Annotated in this window: 19 protein-coding genes and 1 pseudogene; 10 read left to right on the top strand and 10 right to left on the bottom strand. The window is 63.6% G+C overall.

Going from position 1 to position 18,449, the window contains the following annotated elements:
• Window positions 1-113: 113 nt before the first annotated feature.
• The 5 genes and pseudogenes from LMTR21_RS02425 to LMTR21_RS02405 form a co-directional block, all read left to right on the top strand.
• Window positions 114-260: pseudogene (locus tag LMTR21_RS02425) on the top strand (JAB domain-containing protein); the annotation flags it as partial.
• Between the two features lie 214 nt (window positions 261-474).
• Entirely contained in the window at window positions 475-1,044 is a 570-nt protein-coding gene (locus LMTR21_RS02420; protein ID WP_065751732.1) for an HdeD family acid-resistance protein, read from the top strand.
• A gap of 57 nt (window positions 1,045-1,101) precedes the next feature.
• A complete protein-coding gene (locus LMTR21_RS02415; protein ID WP_065751731.1) occupies window positions 1,102-1,332 on the top strand; it encodes a LapA family protein in 231 nt (76 codons plus the stop codon).
• 38 nt (window positions 1,333-1,370) lie between these two features.
• A complete protein-coding gene (locus LMTR21_RS02410; protein ID WP_065751730.1) occupies window positions 1,371-2,399 on the top strand; it encodes a patatin-like phospholipase family protein in 1,029 nt (342 codons plus the stop codon).
• A gap of 14 nt (window positions 2,400-2,413) precedes the next feature.
• Window positions 2,414-3,868, top strand: coding sequence for a GntP family permease (locus LMTR21_RS02405; protein WP_065751814.1), 1,455 nt, complete (start codon window positions 2,414-2,416; stop codon window positions 3,866-3,868).
• A gap of 22 nt (window positions 3,869-3,890) precedes the next feature.
• On the opposite strand, the gene LMTR21_RS02400 is transcribed toward LMTR21_RS02405, so the two are convergent.
• A complete protein-coding gene (locus LMTR21_RS02400) occupies window positions 3,891-4,571 on the bottom strand; it encodes a DUF1326 domain-containing protein (RefSeq protein ID WP_246175010.1) in 681 nt (226 codons plus the stop codon).
• Between the two features lie 410 nt (window positions 4,572-4,981).
• On the opposite strand from LMTR21_RS02400, the gene LMTR21_RS02395 reads away from it, so the two are divergent.
• The 5 genes from LMTR21_RS02395 to LMTR21_RS02375 all read left to right on the top strand — a co-directional run bounded on the left by LMTR21_RS02395 (window position 4,982) and on the right by LMTR21_RS02375 (window position 8,732).
• Window positions 4,982-6,151, top strand: a complete 1,170-nt coding sequence (locus tag LMTR21_RS02395) for a saccharopine dehydrogenase family protein (RefSeq protein ID WP_065751729.1) — start codon at window positions 4,982-4,984, stop codon at window positions 6,149-6,151.
• Between the two features lie 34 nt (window positions 6,152-6,185).
• A complete protein-coding gene (locus LMTR21_RS02390; protein ID WP_065751728.1) occupies window positions 6,186-6,368 on the top strand; it encodes a hypothetical protein in 183 nt (60 codons plus the stop codon).
• Window positions 6,369-6,576: 208 nt separating this feature from the next.
• On the top strand, window positions 6,577-7,497 hold the full coding sequence (locus tag LMTR21_RS02385; protein WP_141688185.1) for an aldo/keto reductase: 921 nt from the start codon (window positions 6,577-6,579) through the stop codon (window positions 7,495-7,497).
• Entirely contained in the window at window positions 7,497-8,180 is a 684-nt protein-coding gene (locus tag LMTR21_RS02380) for a DUF6064 family protein (protein WP_065751726.1), read from the top strand. Before LMTR21_RS02385 ends, LMTR21_RS02380 begins: the two co-directional genes overlap by 1 nt.
• Before the next feature lie 240 nt (window positions 8,181-8,420).
• A complete protein-coding gene (locus LMTR21_RS02375) occupies window positions 8,421-8,732 on the top strand; it encodes a putative quinol monooxygenase (protein ID WP_065751725.1) in 312 nt (103 codons plus the stop codon).
• A gap of 80 nt (window positions 8,733-8,812) precedes the next feature.
• On the opposite strand, the gene LMTR21_RS02370 is transcribed toward LMTR21_RS02375, so the two are convergent.
• The 9 genes from LMTR21_RS02370 to LMTR21_RS02325 all read right to left on the bottom strand — a co-directional run bounded on the left by LMTR21_RS02370 (window position 8,813) and on the right by LMTR21_RS02325 (window position 18,431).
• Window positions 8,813-10,471 (bottom strand): methyl-accepting chemotaxis protein, encoded by a 1,659-nt coding sequence (locus LMTR21_RS02370; protein ID WP_065751724.1) that lies wholly within the window; start codon window positions 10,469-10,471, stop codon window positions 8,813-8,815.
• A gap of 29 nt (window positions 10,472-10,500) precedes the next feature.
• Window positions 10,501-10,821, bottom strand: coding sequence for a cupredoxin domain-containing protein (locus tag LMTR21_RS02365; RefSeq protein ID WP_065751723.1), 321 nt, complete (start codon window positions 10,819-10,821; stop codon window positions 10,501-10,503).
• A 29-nt stretch (window positions 10,822-10,850) separates the two neighbouring features.
• A complete protein-coding gene (locus LMTR21_RS02360) occupies window positions 10,851-11,936 on the bottom strand; it encodes a cytochrome-c peroxidase (RefSeq protein ID WP_084030492.1) in 1,086 nt (361 codons plus the stop codon).
• Window positions 11,937-12,158: 222 nt separating this feature from the next.
• Complete coding sequence (locus LMTR21_RS02355) at window positions 12,159-13,436, bottom strand: RNA polymerase sigma factor (RefSeq protein ID WP_065751722.1); 1,278 nt, start codon at window positions 13,434-13,436, stop codon at window positions 12,159-12,161.
• 31 nt (window positions 13,437-13,467) lie between these two features.
• Window positions 13,468-13,866, bottom strand: a complete 399-nt coding sequence (locus LMTR21_RS02350) for a YciI family protein (RefSeq protein ID WP_065751721.1) — start codon at window positions 13,864-13,866, stop codon at window positions 13,468-13,470.
• Between the two features lie 1,295 nt (window positions 13,867-15,161).
• On the bottom strand, window positions 15,162-15,812 hold the full coding sequence (locus tag LMTR21_RS02340) for a protease inhibitor Inh/omp19 family protein (protein WP_141688194.1): 651 nt from the start codon (window positions 15,810-15,812) through the stop codon (window positions 15,162-15,164).
• Between the two features lie 47 nt (window positions 15,813-15,859).
• Entirely contained in the window at window positions 15,860-16,849 is a 990-nt protein-coding gene (locus LMTR21_RS02335) for a 2-hydroxyacid dehydrogenase (protein ID WP_065751719.1), read from the bottom strand.
• Window positions 16,849-17,637 carry an ABC transporter permease gene (locus LMTR21_RS02330; RefSeq protein ID WP_065751718.1) on the bottom strand — a complete coding sequence of 263 codons (789 nt, stop codon included), beginning with the start codon at window positions 17,635-17,637 and terminating at the stop codon, window positions 16,849-16,851. The genes LMTR21_RS02335 and LMTR21_RS02330 overlap by 1 nt, the downstream gene beginning before the upstream one ends.
• Window positions 17,634-18,431: an ABC transporter ATP-binding protein gene (locus LMTR21_RS02325; protein WP_246175009.1), complete on the bottom strand. Its 798-nt coding sequence runs from the start codon at window positions 18,429-18,431 to the stop codon at window positions 17,634-17,636. Before LMTR21_RS02325 ends, LMTR21_RS02330 begins: the two co-directional genes overlap by 4 nt.
• Between the last annotated feature and the right edge of the window lie 18 nt (window positions 18,432-18,449).

Below are 18,449 nucleotides of genomic sequence, written 5' to 3'. Positions count from 1 at the left end.
AGCGCGATGGCACGGTCGAACCGCCATCCAGGCACAAAGGGCCGCCTCAAAATGGGCGGCCCTTTGCTCGTGAGGATCAGTCGCCGGAGGCGTTGTTTATGCGAAGTGTCTTGTCGCGCAATCCCTCGCCATGGCACGCGGATATCCAGATGATCAAGGCGACCGTCCAGATCGCCACCCAGGTCGGCATTGCCGTGCACGACGACATCATCGTCGGCAAGAACGGGCATTCGAGCCTGAAGGGGATGAAGCTGATCTAGCGGATCGCTACCGCTCAATAATCGTCCCCCAACGGGGCGACCAGCATCATGCCGCGGCAAGGCCGCGTGGACGAAATCGCGGCCGAAAACACCGAAATCGGGGTGATCGCAACGCGCAGTTGCGCTAATATCCACCTCTCGAGCATCCCGCGCGCTGTCGCGTCGAAGGACCGGCATACTGACGTCGGATAGGTTTTCGTATCGGAGGACCGTCATGACCAGCACTTCAGACACCGTGAATACAGCCGCTTCGGATACGGCGCCGCTGCGCGCCAAATGGGGGTGGATCGTCGCGCTCGGCGTCGTCTATCTGTTCGCCGGGTTCATCGCGCTTGGCAGCGTCGCGACGGCCACCGTCGTCAGCGTCTTTGTCGTCGGCATCATGATGATCATCGCCGGCGTCGCCGAGGTGATCAGCGCCTTCCAGATCAAGACCTGGGGTAAATTCCTGCTCTGGGCCCTGCTCGGCGTGCTCTACATCATCGGCGGCTTCGTCACGTTCCAGAATCCGCTGCTCGCCGCAGTGCTGCTGACACTGATCCTCGGCGCATCGCTGGTGGTCTCGGGCATCATGCGGATCGTGCTGGCCTTCAGCATGAAACGGGAAACGCCCTGGATCTGGGTGGCGCTGTCAGGCGTGATCACGCTTCTGCTCGGCCTGCTGATCCTGGCGCGCTGGCCGGTGTCGAGCCTCTATATCCTCGGCTTGTTCCTCGGCATCGACCTCATCATGGCCGGCGCCGGCTATATCGGGCTCGGTTTCGGCTTGCGCCGCGCTCGCTGAGCTGTGGTCCGCGGACTGCGCGCGGCGCAGTCTCCTGATCGACGAAGGGAGGCGCCCATGCGCTGGATCTACCTCGCCGTCATCATTCTGTTCGTCGCCGCGACCGTCATCTTCGCGCTGCAGAATTTCGAGATCGTCACCATGTCGTTTCTCGGCTTTAACGCCCGCGTGCCGCTCGCGCTGCTGGCCGCCGTCGCCTACCTGCTGGGCGCGGCGACGGGCGGCAGCCTGTTCGCGCTGCTGCGTCGATCCTACGAAGAGTCGAGAGAGGGTTTCGGAACGTCCTGAATTGAGTGTCGTTTCATCTCCGGCCAGCGAGGGTGACGATGGACGAAACAGCGCGCGAACCTGTCCTGGTGGACCTCGCCTTGCAGGGCGGCGGCTCCCATGGGGCGTTCACCTGGGGCGTGCTCGATCGGCTGACCGAGGAGCCGTGGCTGCGGATCGAGGCGATTTCCGGCACCTCGGCGGGCGCGATGAATGCAGCCCTAGTGGCCGACGGGTGGACGCAAGGCGGAGCCGAAGGCGCGCGGGCAGCGCTCGCGGCCTATTGGCGGCGCGTGTCGCAGGCTGCGGCGTTCAGCCCGCTGCAGCGCTCGCCGCTCGACCGGATGATGGGCCGCTGGACGCTCGACACCTCGCCCGCCTACGTCGCCATGGACCTGATGGCCCGCGTGGTTTCGCCCTATGATCTCAATCCGCTCGGCCTCAATCCGCTGCGCGCCATCCTCGCCGAGAGCATCGATTTCGACCGGCTCGCCCGCGCGCCGATCAGGCTTTTCGTCACCGCGACCAGTGTGCGCACCGGCCGCGGCCGCATCTTCCGCAACAAGGAGATCACCGCCGACGTCCTGCTGGCCTCGGCCTGCCTGCCGACCATGTTCCACGCGATCGAGATCGACGGTGAACCGTTCTGGGATGGCGGCTATGCCGGCAATCCGACGCTGACGCCGCTGGTGCGCGAAAGCGACGCGTGCGACACCATCCTGGTGCAGATCAATCCGCGCGAACGGCCGGAGCCGCCGCGCACGGCAAACGAGATCCTCAACCGCCTCAACGAAATCTCCTTCAACTCGCCGCTGATGAAGGAATTGCGCATGATGGCGCTGCTGCGCCAGGTGGCGGACCCCGGGCACGGCGAGGGCGCGCGCTGGGCCGGAATGCGCACGCACCGGATCATGACCGACGCGCTCACGCAATTCGGCGCATCATCCAAACTCAACGCGGAATGGGAGTTCGTTTCACTGCTCAGGGAAGAAGGACGCAAGAGCGCCGACGCCTTCCTCAGGGCGCATGCCGGCGACCTCGGCCGGCGCTCCACCGCCGATCTCGATGTGCTGCTGGCGGAGTGCTAGGGGCGATGACCCTGTTGGGCCTTCTCGGCATCCTGATCGGGCTCGGCCTGCTGATTCTGTTCGCGTATCGGGGCTGGAGCGTGTTGCTGCTTGCGCCGCTTGCCGCGCTGGTTGCCGCGCTGTTTTCCCGCGAGCCGCTGCTCGCCCACTGGACCCAGACCTTCATGGTCAGCGCTGCAGGTTTTCTGGCGCAGTTCTTTCCGCTGTTTCTGCTCGGCGCCCTGTTCGGCAAGCTGATGGAAGACAGCGGCTCGGTCGCCGCAATCGCGGCCTACATGACGCAGCGGCTGGGCACGCGGCGGGCTGTGCTCGCGGTGGTGCTTGCCGGAGCGCTGGTCACCTATGGCGGCGTCAGCCTGTTTGTCGCCTTCTTCGTGCTCGCGCCGATGGCGCATGAGCTGTTTCGCACCGCCGGCATCCCGCGGCGGCTGATGCCGGCGGCGATCGCCCTCGGCACCTCCACCTTCACCATGTCGGCGTTGCCCGGCACGCCATCGATCCAGAACGCGATCCCGATGCCGTTCTTCGGCACCACGCCGTTCGCCGCGCCCGGCCTCGGCATTCTGGCATCGTTGATCATGCTCGGCTTCGGCCTGTGGTGGCTCAACCGCCAAGAAGCCAACGCAAGAAGGAACGGCGAAGGCTTTGGCGACGGCGTGCCGATGCCTTCCACAAGTCTTGCCTCCGACGAAAAGCTGCGCGAACGCGCCACCACCGCACGCGAGTTCGATCCGGCAGAGATCGCGCACGGAGCGGTGACCGACGCGCCGCCGTCGGTTGTGCTCGCAGGGCTGCCGCTCATCGTGGTGATTGTCGTCAACCTCGCGATGTCATTGTTCATCCTGCCGGCGCTCGACACCCGCTTCCTTGCCGAGGCTCGCTGGGGCCACACCTCGCTCGCAGCCGTCGGTGGCGTATGGGCTGTCATCACCGCCCTCGCCTGTGCGATCGCGACGGTCCTCACCGTCAGCCATCGGCGATTGCCGGCCCTGCGTTCAACCATGGACGCCGGCGCCAACGCCGCCGTACTGCCGGCCGTCAGCGTTGCGAGCCTGGTCGGCTTCGGCGCGGTAGTGGCGGCGATGCCCGCTTTCGATGTGGTGCGCGACACCGTGCTCGGCATCGGCGGCGGACCGCTGGTTTCGCTCGCGGTGGCCACCAACGTGCTCTCCGCGCTCACCGGCTCGGCATCGGGCGGGATGACCATCGCACTCGACGCACTCGGGGCAACGTATATGACGCGCGCGGCGGAGATCGGGCTCGATCCGGCGCTGTTGCATCGCGTGGCGGTGATCAGTTCGGGTACGCTCGATACCCTGCCGCATAACGGCGCGATCGTCACGCTGCTCGCGGTCTGCGGATCGACGCACCGGGACAGCTATCGCGATATCGTCATAGCCGGCATCGTCGGCCCGCTCGTCGCCCTCGCCGCCGTCATCGCACTCGGCTCGGTGACAGGATCGTTCTGAGCCATCGGCACGGCCCGCGGAGTCATGTGCCAAGCCATGCCGTCAGCCGTGATCTTTGCCTGACCAGGCCATCCTGATTGAAGTGGTGAACACAAAAGTGCGCCCATGAATCTTCGAACGCCATGTCCATGTCACCCGTGACCACCGTGGTACCCAGCCCGATTTCCGCGTAGGTGAACTCGAAACTTCCGCTAGGACGCGCCAGCGCAATGTGGAACGGTTGACCGGTAAACTCGTTGATCTTCGGCCTGCCGATGCTGCGCATGACGCCGGGTATCTCTACCTTCGCGGTCCTAAATTCCAAGTTCGCATCGAGATCAATCGGCAGGAACAACGTCTGGCAAAATTCCGAGCAAGTGGACGCGAACACGGCGAAGAGATTGCTCAACGGTTCGCACGCCTTGCCTGAGACGATCGTTTCAAGCGCGATCCGTTGAGCTTCATCCGCGCGCTCGTCGACAACGATCTGGCGCCGGCCGCCTCCATCCTTGATTTCGCCGGGCCACTTGTACAGCGCTGCCCAGTTCAAGCCTGAGAGCGGCGTATCGTTGAAATGGCCTTCGACGACGGTGCCGACGAAGGCCGACTGACAATAGCCGTGCGTACTCGGCAGATTGAACTGGCAACCACAATTCATGGCGCAATTGCAGTTATCATACGTCTCGCTCTTGAATAGCCATTGATCAGCCATCTGCACCTCCATGATGCTCCACTCCCTCGCCGGAGCGATTTTCTGGCTAATGCGGAAGAAGTTGTCCGGGTCGCCTCCACGCTGCGAGCCGCGTAGCTGACGCCATAATTTCGCGCGCAGACGAGCGTCGGCTCTGAGCCACCGGGTTAGAACCGCGGGCTTGTATAGTCGCGTTCACACCCCGTTCGCCGCAGAAGTCTAGCGGAATTGACCTGCGACTGAAATTGGGATGCCTGGATTTCCGGATTTGGCCCCCACCCGAAGGAACTCGAGGGGGCCCCAGGGCGTTCGCAGTCAGGGATAGACTGGACTTGCCTCGCGCGGTCCCCCACCGCCGCTTGTGACCCCAACCGGGCATCGCGCCCTAAAAAGACGGGAACTGTGGTATCCTCCGTCAAACGCGATGGAGGAGGATCAACGTCGTGAAGCGGGACCTCGACCTCATCGTCTATGGTGCGACAGGTTACACTGGCCGTTTGATCGCCGAATATCTGGCGACGTCCTATCGCGGCGATGATGCTCCGTCCTGGGCGATCGCCGGACGCTCGACCGACAAGCTCGAGAAGGTGCGCGCCGACATCGGCGCACCGGACGATCTACCTTTGGTGAAGGCGGACGCCGCCGAGCCGGCCAGCCTGCGTTCGATGTGCGAGCGCGCGGCCGTCATCATCACGACGGTCGGACCTTATCAGCGCTATGGTCCCGAGCTTGTGGCGGCCTGCGCTGCCACCGGCACCGGCTATGTCGATCTGTGCGGCGAACCGGCCTGGATGCGGCGCATGATCGACGCCCATCACGACGAAGCGAAACGGACCGGCGCACGCATCGTGTTCTCTTGCGGATTCGATTCCATCCCGTTCGATCTCGGCGTGCTCACGTTGCAGGAGAAGGCACGCGAGAAATTCGGACGCCCGGCGCGGCGGGTGAAGGCCCGCCTGCGCAAGGTAAAAGGCGGGATGTCCGGTGGCACCGCGGCGAGCGCCCAAGCGACATTGGCCGCCGCCGCGCGCGACCCGGCCTTGGTCCGGTTGCTCGCCGATCCCTTCGCGTTGACGCCGGGATTCACCGGGCCGTCTCAACCGTCGGGCCTCATCCCTGAATACGACCCGAGCCTGAACGCGTTGCTCGTGCCGTTCCCAATGGCGCCGATCAACACCAAGAACGTGCACCGCACCAATTTCCTGCTGGGTCATCCCTACGGCACGGACTTCGTTTATGACGAGATGATGGTCGCGCCAGGACTCGGGGAAGTCGCCGGCGTCACGACGGAGGCGTTCGCCACGCTGGTTTCCATGTTCGGGACCGGCGGCCTCAAACCCGGCGCGGGTCCTACCCGGGAAGTGCGCGAGAAGGGTTTTTACGACATCCTCTTCCTGGGCGAACTGCCGGATGGCGGACGGGTTGAGGCGGTCGTCACCGGCGACCGCGATCCGGGCTATGGCTCGACCAGCAAGATGATCACCGAGAGCGCGCTCTGCCTCGTGCGCGACGTGCAGGGCGAGGGCGGCACCTGGACGCCGGGCGCGCTGATGGGTCCGGCGTTGCGCAAGCGTCTGAAGGAACGCGCCGGCCTCAGCTTCAGCGCGCATTGAGGTAACGCTCCGCGAATCCAGAAAGGAGCCGACCATGACCCAGCGCATCCCTGAGAACCATTCCGCGGCCGAGTGGAGACCCGTCACCATCATGGGCACGATGCCGCCGCGCGTTCCCAACGATGACGATGATGATGACGAGGACGAGGACGAAGACAACGACGACGAGCCGGACGATGAGCCGCCGGTCGTCAGAGAGCCCGACGAAGACGAATAAGCGCGAGGGCTCGTGCCACAGATCGCGCAGCTTTGAGAGGGCTGCCGTTCATCTCGCGACGTCCATCCTGGATTGAGCACGCGGTGCGACTACATATTTGATCCAGCGCGTTGATCTGCAATCTTGTATTGCAGGGCTGGCAGCGGCGTTCCGTTACTCCGCGCATTTCTTGCGCGGGAGTTTGCCAGCCGCGATGATGGAGCATCGGATGCGAACCACACGCCGAACGTTCATGCGGACCTCCCTGGCGACGGCCGCTGCTGCGCTCCTGCCAATCTCTCTGCATGCCCAGCAAGGCCTCCCCATTCGCCGTCCGATACCCTCGACCCGCGAGGAGATTCCGATCGTCGGGCTGGGGACCTGGATCACCTTCAACGTCGGCGACGATCCGGCGCTCAGGAACGAGTGCGCTGGTGTCATGGCCGCCTTCTTCGAGGCGGGCGGCCGCATGATCGATTCCTCCCCGATGTATGGCTCGTCCCAGCCGGTGGTCGGCTACGGCCTGCAAAAGCTTGGGCGGCGTCCTCAGGCGCTGTTCTCGGCCGAAAAGGTCTGGACCTCCTCGGCATCTGCAGGTCCGGCCCAGATCGAACAATCGCGACGCTACTGGGGTGTGCCGAAATTGGATCTCGTTCAGGTGCACAATCTGCTTACCTGGAAGCCGCACCTGCAGACGCTGTTCCAGATGAAGGCCACCGGCACGGTGCGTTACGTGGGGATCACCACATCGGAAGGCCGCCGCCATGATCTGCTCGAACAGATCATGCGGAGCGAACCGATCGATTTCGTGCAGTTCTCCTACAACGTAGTCGACCGCGAGGCGGAGGCGCGGCTGCTGCCGTTCGCCGCGGAGCGCGGCATCGCTGTCATCGTCAACCGCCCGTTCCGACAGGGCGCGCTGACCGACCGGCTCAAGAACAAGCCACTGCCTGAATGGGCCGCCGAACTCGGCGTATCGAGCTGGGCGCAGCTCATGCTGAAGTTCATCCTCTCTCACCCCGCCGTCACCGTCGCCATTCCGGCGACCACGCGCGTCGACCATGTGCGTGAAAACCTCTCGGCTGCGGCTGGACCGATGCCTGATACCGCCATGCGGCAGCGCATCGCCGCGCAAGTGAAGGCACTTTGATGTCGGAATGGTGGACCTATCGGGCGGAGGATTTCCTGCTGTTCTCGCCGCGCGTCTACTGGCGCATGTTCGAATTGCACAATGCGGCGCTCTGGCCTCTGCACTTCGTGACGTTCGACGCCGGCCTTATCATCCTCCTGCTCATCGCGTGGCGGCCGGGAAGCTCGGCGCGCTGGGTCGCATCTATCCTCGCGATGCTCTGGATTTTCGTCGGCTGGTCCTTCCTGTGGAACCGCTACGCCACCATCAACTGGGCTGCCGCCTATATCGCGCCGGCTTTTTTCGTTGAGGGCGTGTTGCTCCTCGTCGCATCCCTGCACGGCGCCCTCACCTTCGACCGGCGCGGGCCTGCCGACTGGATAGGATACCTGATCATCGGCTTCGCACTTCTCGGACAGCCGTTGCTTGCCCCGCTGCAGGGACGCGGCTGGGCCTCGTCGGAAGTCTTCGGCATCGCACCGGATCCAACGGTGATTGCGACGCTCGGCGTTCTGCTCCTCGCCCGCGGCAGGCTTTTGCCGTTGCTGCTGCCGATCCCCATACTCTGGTGTCTCCTGAGCGGCCTGACCCTCCAGACGATGGGAGAGCCGCAAGCCTGGGCGACGTATGCGGCGCTCGCGCTTGCCGCCATAGGCTGGATCTGGAGGATCGTTCGTCAGCGCGGACCGCTTCCAGTTGCGTGAATCGGGCCTGCTCGGCTCCTTCCGCACGACTTGAGCGCAGCCGCGCTCATGGCGAGATCCATCGCTGCACGGCGTCCGCCGTGTCGGCCGGCGTGGTGTTGAAGCAGATCCTGCTTTGCGGCGCAGCGAGCCGTAGATATCATAGTTCGTCTGATGTCGAAGCATCGTTGTCAGGAAATAGGTCATGATGATCTGGCGCGCCGGTTCAGAACCGAGCCGGCCGTTTCACAGGAGAACGCCATGGCTGCTACCAACAACGCAAACCAGAACCTGGTCGTCACCGCATTCTGGGAAGTCAATTCGGGCGAGGAAGCTGTCGTCGCCGGGCTTCTCAAGGATTTTCTGCCGCAGGCGCAACGCGAGCCCGGTGTCAGAGAGTTTCAAATTCATCAGAACATCGCAAAGCCGCAGGAATTCTTCTTCTACGAGGTGTTCGCTGGTGAAGCGGCCTTCGCCGAGCATCAGCAGACCGACCACTTCAAGAACATCATCCTGGGGCAGGCGATTCCGAAACTCGCCAAACGCGAGCGGTCGCAGTTCCGCTTCATCTGAAGTCGGGGCTCAACCCGAGTGCCGGCTCTGCGACGCGTCATTTCATGCCGCGCCGCGTCCGGGACGCGGATATAGGGGCACTACGCGGCCACGTTCGAGAGGAAACGATCGACGGACGCGCGCAGATCGGCCGCCTGGTCCGACAAATCACGCGCAGTCGCCAGCACGAGGTCGGCGGAACGATTGGTGTTCTCGGTCGCGGTGGCTGTTCCCGCAATGCTTCGGGCAACGCTTTCCGTTCCGGCGGCGGCGTGCCCGATGCTCCGCGATATTTCATTTGTCGCGGCATTCTGCTGGCTGACGGCGTCGGCAATCGCCGCGGTGAAGCGATCGATCTCGTCCATGATCGAAGCAATGGCGCCGACATTGTCGACCGCCTGCTTGGTCGCCGACTGCACCTCGGCGATCTGTGAGGAAATATCCTCGGTCGCCTTGGCGGTCTGGGTGGCGAGCGCCTTGACTTCCGAGGCGACCACGGCGAACCCGCGGCCTGCTTCGCCGGCGCGCGCGGCTTCGATCGTGGCGTTGAGCGCCAGCAGATTGGTCTGGCCGGCGATATTGCGGATGAAGCCCACGACCTCATCGATATGTTGCGTGGAGCTGGCCAGCGCCCGGATCGTATCGTTGGCCGTCCCGGCCATGCCGGAGGCGCGCTGCACGATCATGGTGGCGTCGTTGACCTGCGTCTTGATCGCCTGCACGGAATCGCCGAGTTGGCTCGCGGCCGTTGCCACCGTCTGAACGTTCGCCGAAGTCTGGCCGGCGGTTGAAGCCGTCTCGACCGATTGCTTGCCGGCGGCATGCGCGATCGAGGAAAGGGTTTGCGCGGTGTTCGTCAATTCGCCCGTCATCCGGTCGGTGTTGGCGAGAGCCGCGGTGAAGGTGGAGCGGAAGGCGTCGATCTCGGCCTCGATGCGCTGACGGCGGCTGACCTGCTGCGCATGCGTCTCGTCCTTCGATGACATCAGCGCGAGATCCTGATCGGCCCGGGCCTTCAGGCTCGCCTGCATCAGGGCAAGCGATTTCAGAAGCCGGCCCAGCTCGTCCCGCCGCCGGACCGCGATATCGTCGGCGAAATTGCCGGCTGCCACGCGTTCGGCAACGCGCACCGCAGCCGAGATCGGCTTGCTGAGCGAATAGGCAAAGGCCATGGCGATCAAGAATCCGACCAGCGCGGTCCCGACCGCGATGCCCAGCATGGCGCTGCGTGCCGCAGTGACCGACGCTTCCGCCTCGGTCCGGTAGTCGAAGCCATACGCTGCCACCAGTTCCACGAGGTCGTCGAGCGCGGCAACAGCCTCGTCACCCTGCTGCGTCAGCACGAAGATCGTGGGGATCTCGGTCAGACCGCCCGGCGCCGGCTTGAGGATCTTCAGTCCGGCATCCGACCAGCCGCGGAGGCTGGCTTCGGCCTTCTCGCGGGCAGCCCTGGCGTTTGCGCTGTGGACCCGGTCGCGGACCACATTGAGATCTTCGGAGATGTTGCGAACCAGCTTTTCGAAGCGGGCCACGGCTTCGCTCGTCGCCCCGTCGGTCAGGCTGCGCTGCATGATGAGACGCGCCTCGTTCAACCCTGCATGCGCCGAGCGCGCGTGGTTGATCCCCATCAGCGGGCCGTCATAAAGCCGCACCACCAGATCGCCCGCGGTGGAGATGCCTTGAATGCCGTAGAACGCGAGCCCGCAGGCGAGCAGGATGACAACGCTGAAGGCGCCGAAAATCTTGTAGCGGATCGACATCAAAAATCTCCGGCGCAGCGTTGGTGCGACTAATCCGTAACCTTCACCATCATCTTCATCCGCGGATGGATCGCGCAGATCACCTGAATGTCGCCAGCTTCCTTGAAGGTCACGTCCGTCGACGTGCCGGGCGCCTGCGAGCCGAGATTGAATTCGCTGCCCTTGGTGGCCGACATCAGGTTGTGGGGAATGCTGTCGTCGTTGACGAAGGTCAGCGCATCGCCCTTCTTGATAGAGACGCTCTCGGAAGAGAACACCCTTCCCTTCTGGTAGATCATCTGGTTGGCGGCGAGTGCGCCAGCCGAGAAGCCGGTGAGGACGACGAGAGCGAACGCGATGGTCTTGTGCATGGAAGATTCCTTGGAGCGGGTGACTGGGATCAGCGGGGCAGGACCGGCACGGCGGTCGGACTGAGGTTACTGGTGAGCGTCTTCATGAAGGCGACCAGATCGGCCTTTTCCTGAGCGGAGAGGCCCAGCGGTTTCATCAGGTCGGAGCGGCTGGGACGATCGACGCCGCCCTGGTCGTAATGCTCGACCACGGCTTCCAGCGTGTCGAGCGATCCGTCGTGCATATAGGGGCTGCGGCGCTCGATCTCGCGCAGGCCCGGCGTCTTGAAAGCATGCTGCATCTTGACCACGCCGGGCACAAACTCGCCGCGGCCGATATCCTTGCTCGGAAGGCCGATGTCCTGAAAGCCGTCGTTGGTGAAGTTCCAGCCTTCATGACACGCGGAGCACATCGCCTTGCCGTTGAAGACGGCGAAGCCGCGCTTGGCCTCTTCGGAAATCGCCTTCTCGTTGCCTTCGATCCAGGCGTCGAATGGCGCGCGTTCGGAAACGACCGTGCGTTCATAGGTCGCGATCGCCTTGGCAAGCGTCCTGGCGTTCATGCCTTCGCCGGGAAAGGCGGCGGCGAACAGCGGCTTGTACTCGTTGATCGACCCGAGCCGGCCCATCAACTTGTCGAGCGGCATGTTCATTTCACCGGCGGCCTCGATCGGGCCGAGCGCCTGCTCTTCGAGGGTGGCGAGCCTGCCGTCCCACATGAAGATGGCGCCCCATGCGGCGTTGACGATGGTCGGCGAGTGACGGCCGAGTTTCGCCATGCCGTGGCCGACACCGACGGCCAGACCGTCGCCCCAACCGAAACCCGGGCTGTGACAGCTCGCGCAGGATTGCGCCATCGAGACTGAGAGCCGCGTGTCGAAATACAGCTTCTTGCCGAGCGCAGCCTTTTCCGGCGTGTAGGGATTTTCCTTCGGGAACGGGATCGTTGCCGGCCGCTTGTACTGCGTCTTGATCGAATCGATCCCGGGCGCAGCCTTCGAGCCGAGATCGATGCGGCGCGTCTCGCCGACAACGACGGCGCCGAGGCCGATGCTGGCAAAGCCGACGGCACCGAGACTGGCGGCAACCACGACGGTCCCGAACAGGTTTGATCGACGAGGGAAAAGTCCCGGCATGCCGCGTCCTCGAAAGTACCGCCAAAGACCGCTCGAAGCGCGCGACCGAAAGGCGAATCCGAAAATCTAACAATGAGTCGCAGTGACGATAGTGCCGATTGGTTAATCACTGTGTTCGGAATCAGAACTCCGAAGCCCGTAGTACTACGAGCAGCGGGAGGGCTTTGTTTGCAGTGGATTCGACAATTCTAGCGTGCGCGAGATTCTTCGCTCATTCAGAAATCAGCGAATGATTGTCATCGCATCGCGCGCTTCATCTGCGCGCCGCATCAACAATTCCCGCTCGCGCTTGTTGCCGGCGAGTTTCACGGCAACCTCGAATGCTGCGTGCGCTTCGGCAAAGCGACCAAGCTTGTAGAGCAGATCGCCGCGGACACTGCCCAGCAGATGATAGTTCTTCAGCGCAGGCTCGTGCGCCAACTGATCGACGATGACAAGCGCGGTAGCCGGCCCCTCGGCCATGCCGATCGCCACCGCGCGGTTGAGCTCAATGACGGGCGAACGCACCAATGCGGCAAGTTCGGCATAGAGCTTTGCAACGCGCGGCCAGTCGGTATCGGCAGGCGTCTTGGCACGCGCGTGACAGGCGACGATCGCCGCCTGCAGCGTGTAGAAGCCCTGCCCACCACCGAGGTCATGCGCCCGGGCCAATGCCAGCAACCCGCGGCGAATCTGAAGTCGGTCCCACCGCGCGCGGTTCTGGTCCATCAACAGGATCGGATCGCCAGCTGCGTCCGTGCGTGCTGCGAGGCGCGAAGCATTCAGTTCCATCAGCGCGAGCAGGCCATGGGCTTCGGCTTCCTGCGGCGCGACCAGCGTCAGCACGCGGCCCATGCGCAGCGCGTCGTTGCAGAGCTGCGGCCGCAACCACTCGTCGCCGCGCGCGGCCGTATAGCCCTCGTTGAAGATGAGATAGACGACCTCCAGAACCGAGGCGAGCCGCTCAGAAAGCTCGGCGCCGCGTGGGGCTTCGTAAGTAAGCCCGGATTCCGACAGCGTGCGCTTGGCGCGCACGATCCGCTGGGCAATCGTCGCCTCCGGCTGCAGGAAGGCCCGCGCGATCTCTTCCGTCGTCAGACCGCAGATCATCCTGAGCGCCAGCGCCGCGCGGGCTTCGCGCGACAGTTTCGGATGGCAGGCGGTGAAGATCAGCCGCAGCAGCTCGTCGCCGATATCATCGTCGAGGGCGGCGTCCGGATCGGGCATCGCCTGTTGCTCCTGCTCCTGCTCGCGCGTCAGCATCTCGTGCTTGCGCGCGAGCATGCGGCGGCGGCGCAGATCGTCGAGCGCGCGGCGTTTGGCGGTCGCCATCAGCCACGCGCCGGGCTTGTCTGGAACGCCGGTGACGGGCCAATGCTCGAGCGCCGCCACCAGCGCTTCCTGCGTCAGGTCCTCGGCCAACGTGACGTCGCGCAACATCCGGGACAGGCCCGTAATCAGGCACGGCTGCTCGATGCGCCAGACCGCGAGGATGGTGCGGTTGACGTCGGCGGCCGTCATCGCCGCCGACTATGTCTGCCGATCTTCCCCATCACGCGTGTGCACGCGCGCCGACATCGCAGGCACCATCCACGCCCGGTGTCGCCATTACACGAACCTCGCAGGTGCCTTCCCAGCCCGGCATGTGTTCGAGGTGCAACTGCATGAACTCCCTTGCGCCCGCCATTGCCTCTTCCATGTCCCGGTGTTCGAAGATGGCGTAGCCGCCGATCAGTTCCTTGGTCTCGACGAACGGTCCGTCGATCACGCCGAGCTTGCCATCCGTTATCCGGACCTGTGCGCCGGCCATGGCAATCGGCATCAACCCGCCGGTGTCGAGCATGCGGCCGGCCTTGATTTCCCGGTCGGCGAGCTTGCCCATTGCCTCCATCAGGGCCGGGGTCGGCCCCCTGTCGGACTGCGGGGACGTGACGATGTACATGATGCGCATGAGGAACTCCCGTTGAGGCGAGTTGCGGCGGTGATCGCCCGCAAAACTGGCTCGCTATGGGAGACGACGAACGGGAAGGCGCCGGATCGACAGGGGGTTTGATAAAATTTGCCCGGCTCCCCGGAGTGCCCGCCCATATGATTGCAATGGAAGATATTCGCGCTGTAGGGTTCCCGGGATCGATGCATATCGGGGGTAACGTGAAATTGCGCGCCTTTCGGCCTGGATTTCTGGGTTCTTTGGCGATCACGGCCATATTCGCGCTCGCATCGGCGCCGGCCAGCGCCGCGACGGTCTGGCAAGAGCGAGAAAGGCGATCCACTGGAGCTAAACGTAATTTGGACGTCTGTTGAAGTTCGTGAGAATGGGCAATGGAAAATTCGTATGCTGACGTCGGTTCCTAAGCCGCCGCCCCCGCAACCGCAACAAGCAGCAAAGTAAACTTCAAGAAGACCAACGAATCGGCCGATGATAGCGGCGGTGCCAATAGCACCGCCGTTTTGCAACGAGACCTTGTGGAAACAGAGCGCGCGGGCCGGACGATGTCCGCCTTCGGGAGCAGAGCAGAAGTGCGCGCAAGTCTAGGCGATGTCGCATTTTGACCCGAAGCGAAAGTCTGCTTACGGGATGGTCGAATCCCCCATGGGTGCCTCCAACTCGACTGCCTTCGCGATTAGCTCGGTCAGGGTCCAGTTGCGAGTGAGCCATATCGTCAGCGCCGCACCGGACAAATGCCACATCCGTATTTTTTGATCTCCCAAGTGGTTTAGATTGTAGGATCTAGCGATACTCCACGCGAGCCGACCGCTGGATGTCGGGCGTGCTCCTTGAAGCACATACGTGTAGGGCGAAAGTATCTCGAGATGAACCGGTGGGGCTATCTTTAGCTTTTTAAACAGGCGGTCCGATTGTTCAGCTGTAGCGATATGAGTAGCTGCGGTCGGACGACCATCTATTTGTCGAAGTCCATACCAGTAGAGCAGCCATGGACCGGCCGCGGCAGCGCACAGCGCGGTCACTGTCAGTGCGACGATAATAAAGACTAGCCTGCGCAACATTGGGATGACCAAGGTCTAGTTCTCGTAACCCACCAACTACCTTATGAAAGACCGCATATGAAGGGGGTTACGGCCCTTTGCGACGTTCCCGCCTTTGAGCCGCTGGACCGCTTGTGGCCCTTCGGCGACGTCCGCTTTTGCGTTGCTGTCGAGCTATGAGCCGACATCAGGCGCGACCAAGAATAAGCACCTGATTTATGAGTAGACGTCCTGGTTCACGATCCGAGCCACTGGACGCTACTGTCCCCGCAGCATGATCAGGGGATCGGCGGTATCGGGCACGCGCCGCCACTGCGCATTGTCGTCTGCCTCAAATTGCCAGCTCTCGCCGGACTTCGACGTCAGGATCATCTGCCCACGATCCAGCCGCCACTCCGTCGGCGCGAAGGCCGCGACCGCGGGATCGCATTTCGGCTTCAAGAACACCTGGAAATTATCGCCGGTCGCTTCGGTGTTGGTCAGCGTCAGGCCGCAGATCGGACGGCCGTTGCCGCGGACCATCGACCAGTCGCCGATCATCTGGTCCATCGACTTGGCAAGCGAGCGCGCGGCGGCGAGGTTCTGCAGGATGTAGACGCCCTCGCCGGTCCGCAAGCCTTCGAAGATACCGCTTTCGACTTCGGTGAAATCGATCACCGGCTGGCCCGCAGCATCCTGCAGCCGTACGATATCCAGCCCCTTGATGTTCCAGGCGGTGATGTCCTTGGTGAACGGCAACGCCTTGGGACAGCCGGGCTCAAGCTCGAGCTTGAGCCCTTGCGCCGTCGTATCGCTCTTCAGCGTGACGACGCAGGTCTTGCTGCGCTCGGTGGTGGCAAGCTCCCACTGCCCGATCATTTCCTTCTTCAGGGTCGAGGCATCCTGCGCCGCTGCCTGCGACGCAAGCATAAGCAGCGCCGTCAGCGCAGCCGCGATGCCTGAACACCTGCGCGACATCAGCGTCCCTTTACAGGGGTTTCCGGAACTGGCGTCAACGGCGCCTTGCCGGCGAACCAGTTCTTCAGATTGTCGACGACGAGCTGATCCATGGCGTTACGCGTTACCACGGAAGCCGAGCCGATATGTGGCAGCAGCACGACATTTTGCATGGCCTTCAGCTCGTCCGGCACGTTCGGCTCATTGGCGAACACGTCGAGGCCGGCCGCGAGGATGGTGCCGGATTTCAGCGCAGCGACCAGCGCCGGCTCGTCGACGACGGAGCCACGCGCGACGTTGATCAGGACGCCATGCGGACCGAGCGCCTTGAGCACATCGGCATTGATCATCTTCGCGGTGGAGGCGCCGCCGGGCACGATCACGACCAGCGTGTCCACGTCCTTCGCCATTTCCAGGAGGTCAGGGTAATGCTTGTAGGAGACGGCCGAGGACGGATTGCGCGAGTGATAGCACACCGGCACCAGCGAGGCATCCAGCCGGCGTCCGATCGCCTGCCCGATACGACCCATGCCGACGATGCCGACCTTGCGGTCGCGCAGCGAGCCGGCGCTCAAGGGATAGTTCTGCGCCTGCCACAGGCCGGAGCGCAGATAGCGGTCAGCCTTGACGAACTCGCGCAAGGTCGAGATCAGGAGCCCCATCGCGACGTCGGCGACTTCTTCCGTCAGCACGTCGGGCGTGTTGGTGACGACGATATTGTGCTCGCGCGCATAAGCGGAGTCGACGTGGTCGTAGCCGACGCCGAAGCTCGCGACGATCTCGAGCTTGGGGAAATGCGACAGCGCCTTACCATCGGCCGGCACCATGTGATAGGTCACCGCCATGCCGCGGATCTTCGCGACCGCATCCGGCGTCAATCGCTCGAGGTCGGCACGGCTCTCCGCCATATGCAGGACGTACTGATCCGAAAAGCCGTTTTCCAGGATCGGCCTGATAGGGCCATAGATCAGGAGATCGATCTTCTCGGACGAAATATCAGCGGCAGCCATCAATTTTCCTTTCCAAGCGCGCTTTCATGCCAGCGCCGTAATACCAGGTGCGAAACTAGCGCCAGCAGCCCATAGATGACAATCCCGGCCACCGACAGCAACAGCAACGCCGCGAACATTCGGGGAATGTTGAGGCGATAGCCTGACTCGGCGATCCGGAACGCCAGGCCCGAGCCCGAGCCCGCGGAGCCCGCCGCGATTTCGGCGACCACTGCGCCGATCAGCGACAGGCCGCCCGCGATCCGCAAGCCGCCGAGGATATAGGGCAACGCCGCCGGCAGCTTCAGAAACCGCAGCGTCTGCAGCCGTGACGCGCCATAGAGATGAAACAGCCCCGCCAGATTGCGATCCACCGAATTCAGCCCGAGCGTGGTGTTGGACAGAACGGGGAAGAATCCCACGATCCAGGCGCAGACGATGACCGCGGTCTGCTGCGGCAGATAGATCAGCAATAGCGGCGCAATGGCGATCACGGGCGTGACCTGCAGGATGACAGCATAGGGAAACAGCGAATATTCCAGCCATTTCGACTGGTTGAACAAGAGCGCCAGCGCGATGCCGCCGACGGCGGCCGCGATAAAACCTTGCAGCGTGGTGAGCAGGGTTACGCCGAGCGATTCCGACAGCACCGGCCAGTCGCTGACCAGCGTCTGAAACACGACATAAGGGCTCGGCAGCACGTAGGGCTGGATGCCGTTGACGCGGACCACGAGCTCCCACAGCACGAGGCCCGCCGCTGATACGGCGATGGGCAGCAGCATGCGGCCGATGTTCTGCAGGGAACTCATGCGCTACGCTGCCCGGAATAGGAAGGCGCGAGCGCGCCTGAGACCTCGCGGCAGTGGGCAGCATACTCCGCCGAGGTGCGAAACTCCTCGCTGCGCGGCTCCGATGTCATGACGCGAAATTCGCGGGCAAGCCGGCCCGGCCGCGCCGTCATCACGATCACGCGCTGCGACAGATAGACCGACTCGAACACCGAATGGGTGACGAAGATGACGGTCTTGTGCAGCTTGCGCCACAGATCAAGCAGATCGTTGTTGAGGCGGAAGCGCGTGATCTCGTCGAGCGCCGCGAACGGCTCGTCCAGCAGCAGAATATCCGGGTCGGTCACGAGCGCGCGCGCCAGCGATACCCGCATCTTCATGCCGCCGGACAATTCGCGGGGATAGGCATCGGCAAATTCGGCCAGTCCCACCTGCGCCAGCGCTTCCTCGATCCGCCGGTCGGCCTCAGTCGCCGTCACGTGCGCCAGCTTCAGCGGCAGGCGCACGTTGTCGTGCACGTTCGCCCACGGCATCAAGGTGGGCTCCTGAAACACAAAGCCGATGGGATGCCGCCCATCGGCCTTGCTCGCGCGATGGGAAACGTCCACCGTGCCCGCGCTCGGCGCAGCGAGCCCCGCGATCAGCCGCAACGCGGTGGACTTTCCGCAGCCGGAAGGCCCGAGCAGAGAGACGAATTCGCCTTTTGCGATGTCGAGATCGAGCGGCCCCAGCGCGGTCACGCCGGTGTCATAGGTCTTGGTAACGGCACGCAGACGCACGGCAAGGCCCGCCGCGTCGATATCCGTCTCGGACAAAGCGGGCTCCGCCATCTC

It is taken from the genome of Bradyrhizobium paxllaeri (assembly GCF_001693515.2).
Taxonomy (GTDB): Bacteria; Pseudomonadota; Alphaproteobacteria; order Rhizobiales; family Xanthobacteraceae; genus Bradyrhizobium; species Bradyrhizobium paxllaeri.
Note: the sequence above shows the minus strand (reverse complement) of the source record. Positions and strands in the feature narration are given on the sequence as shown.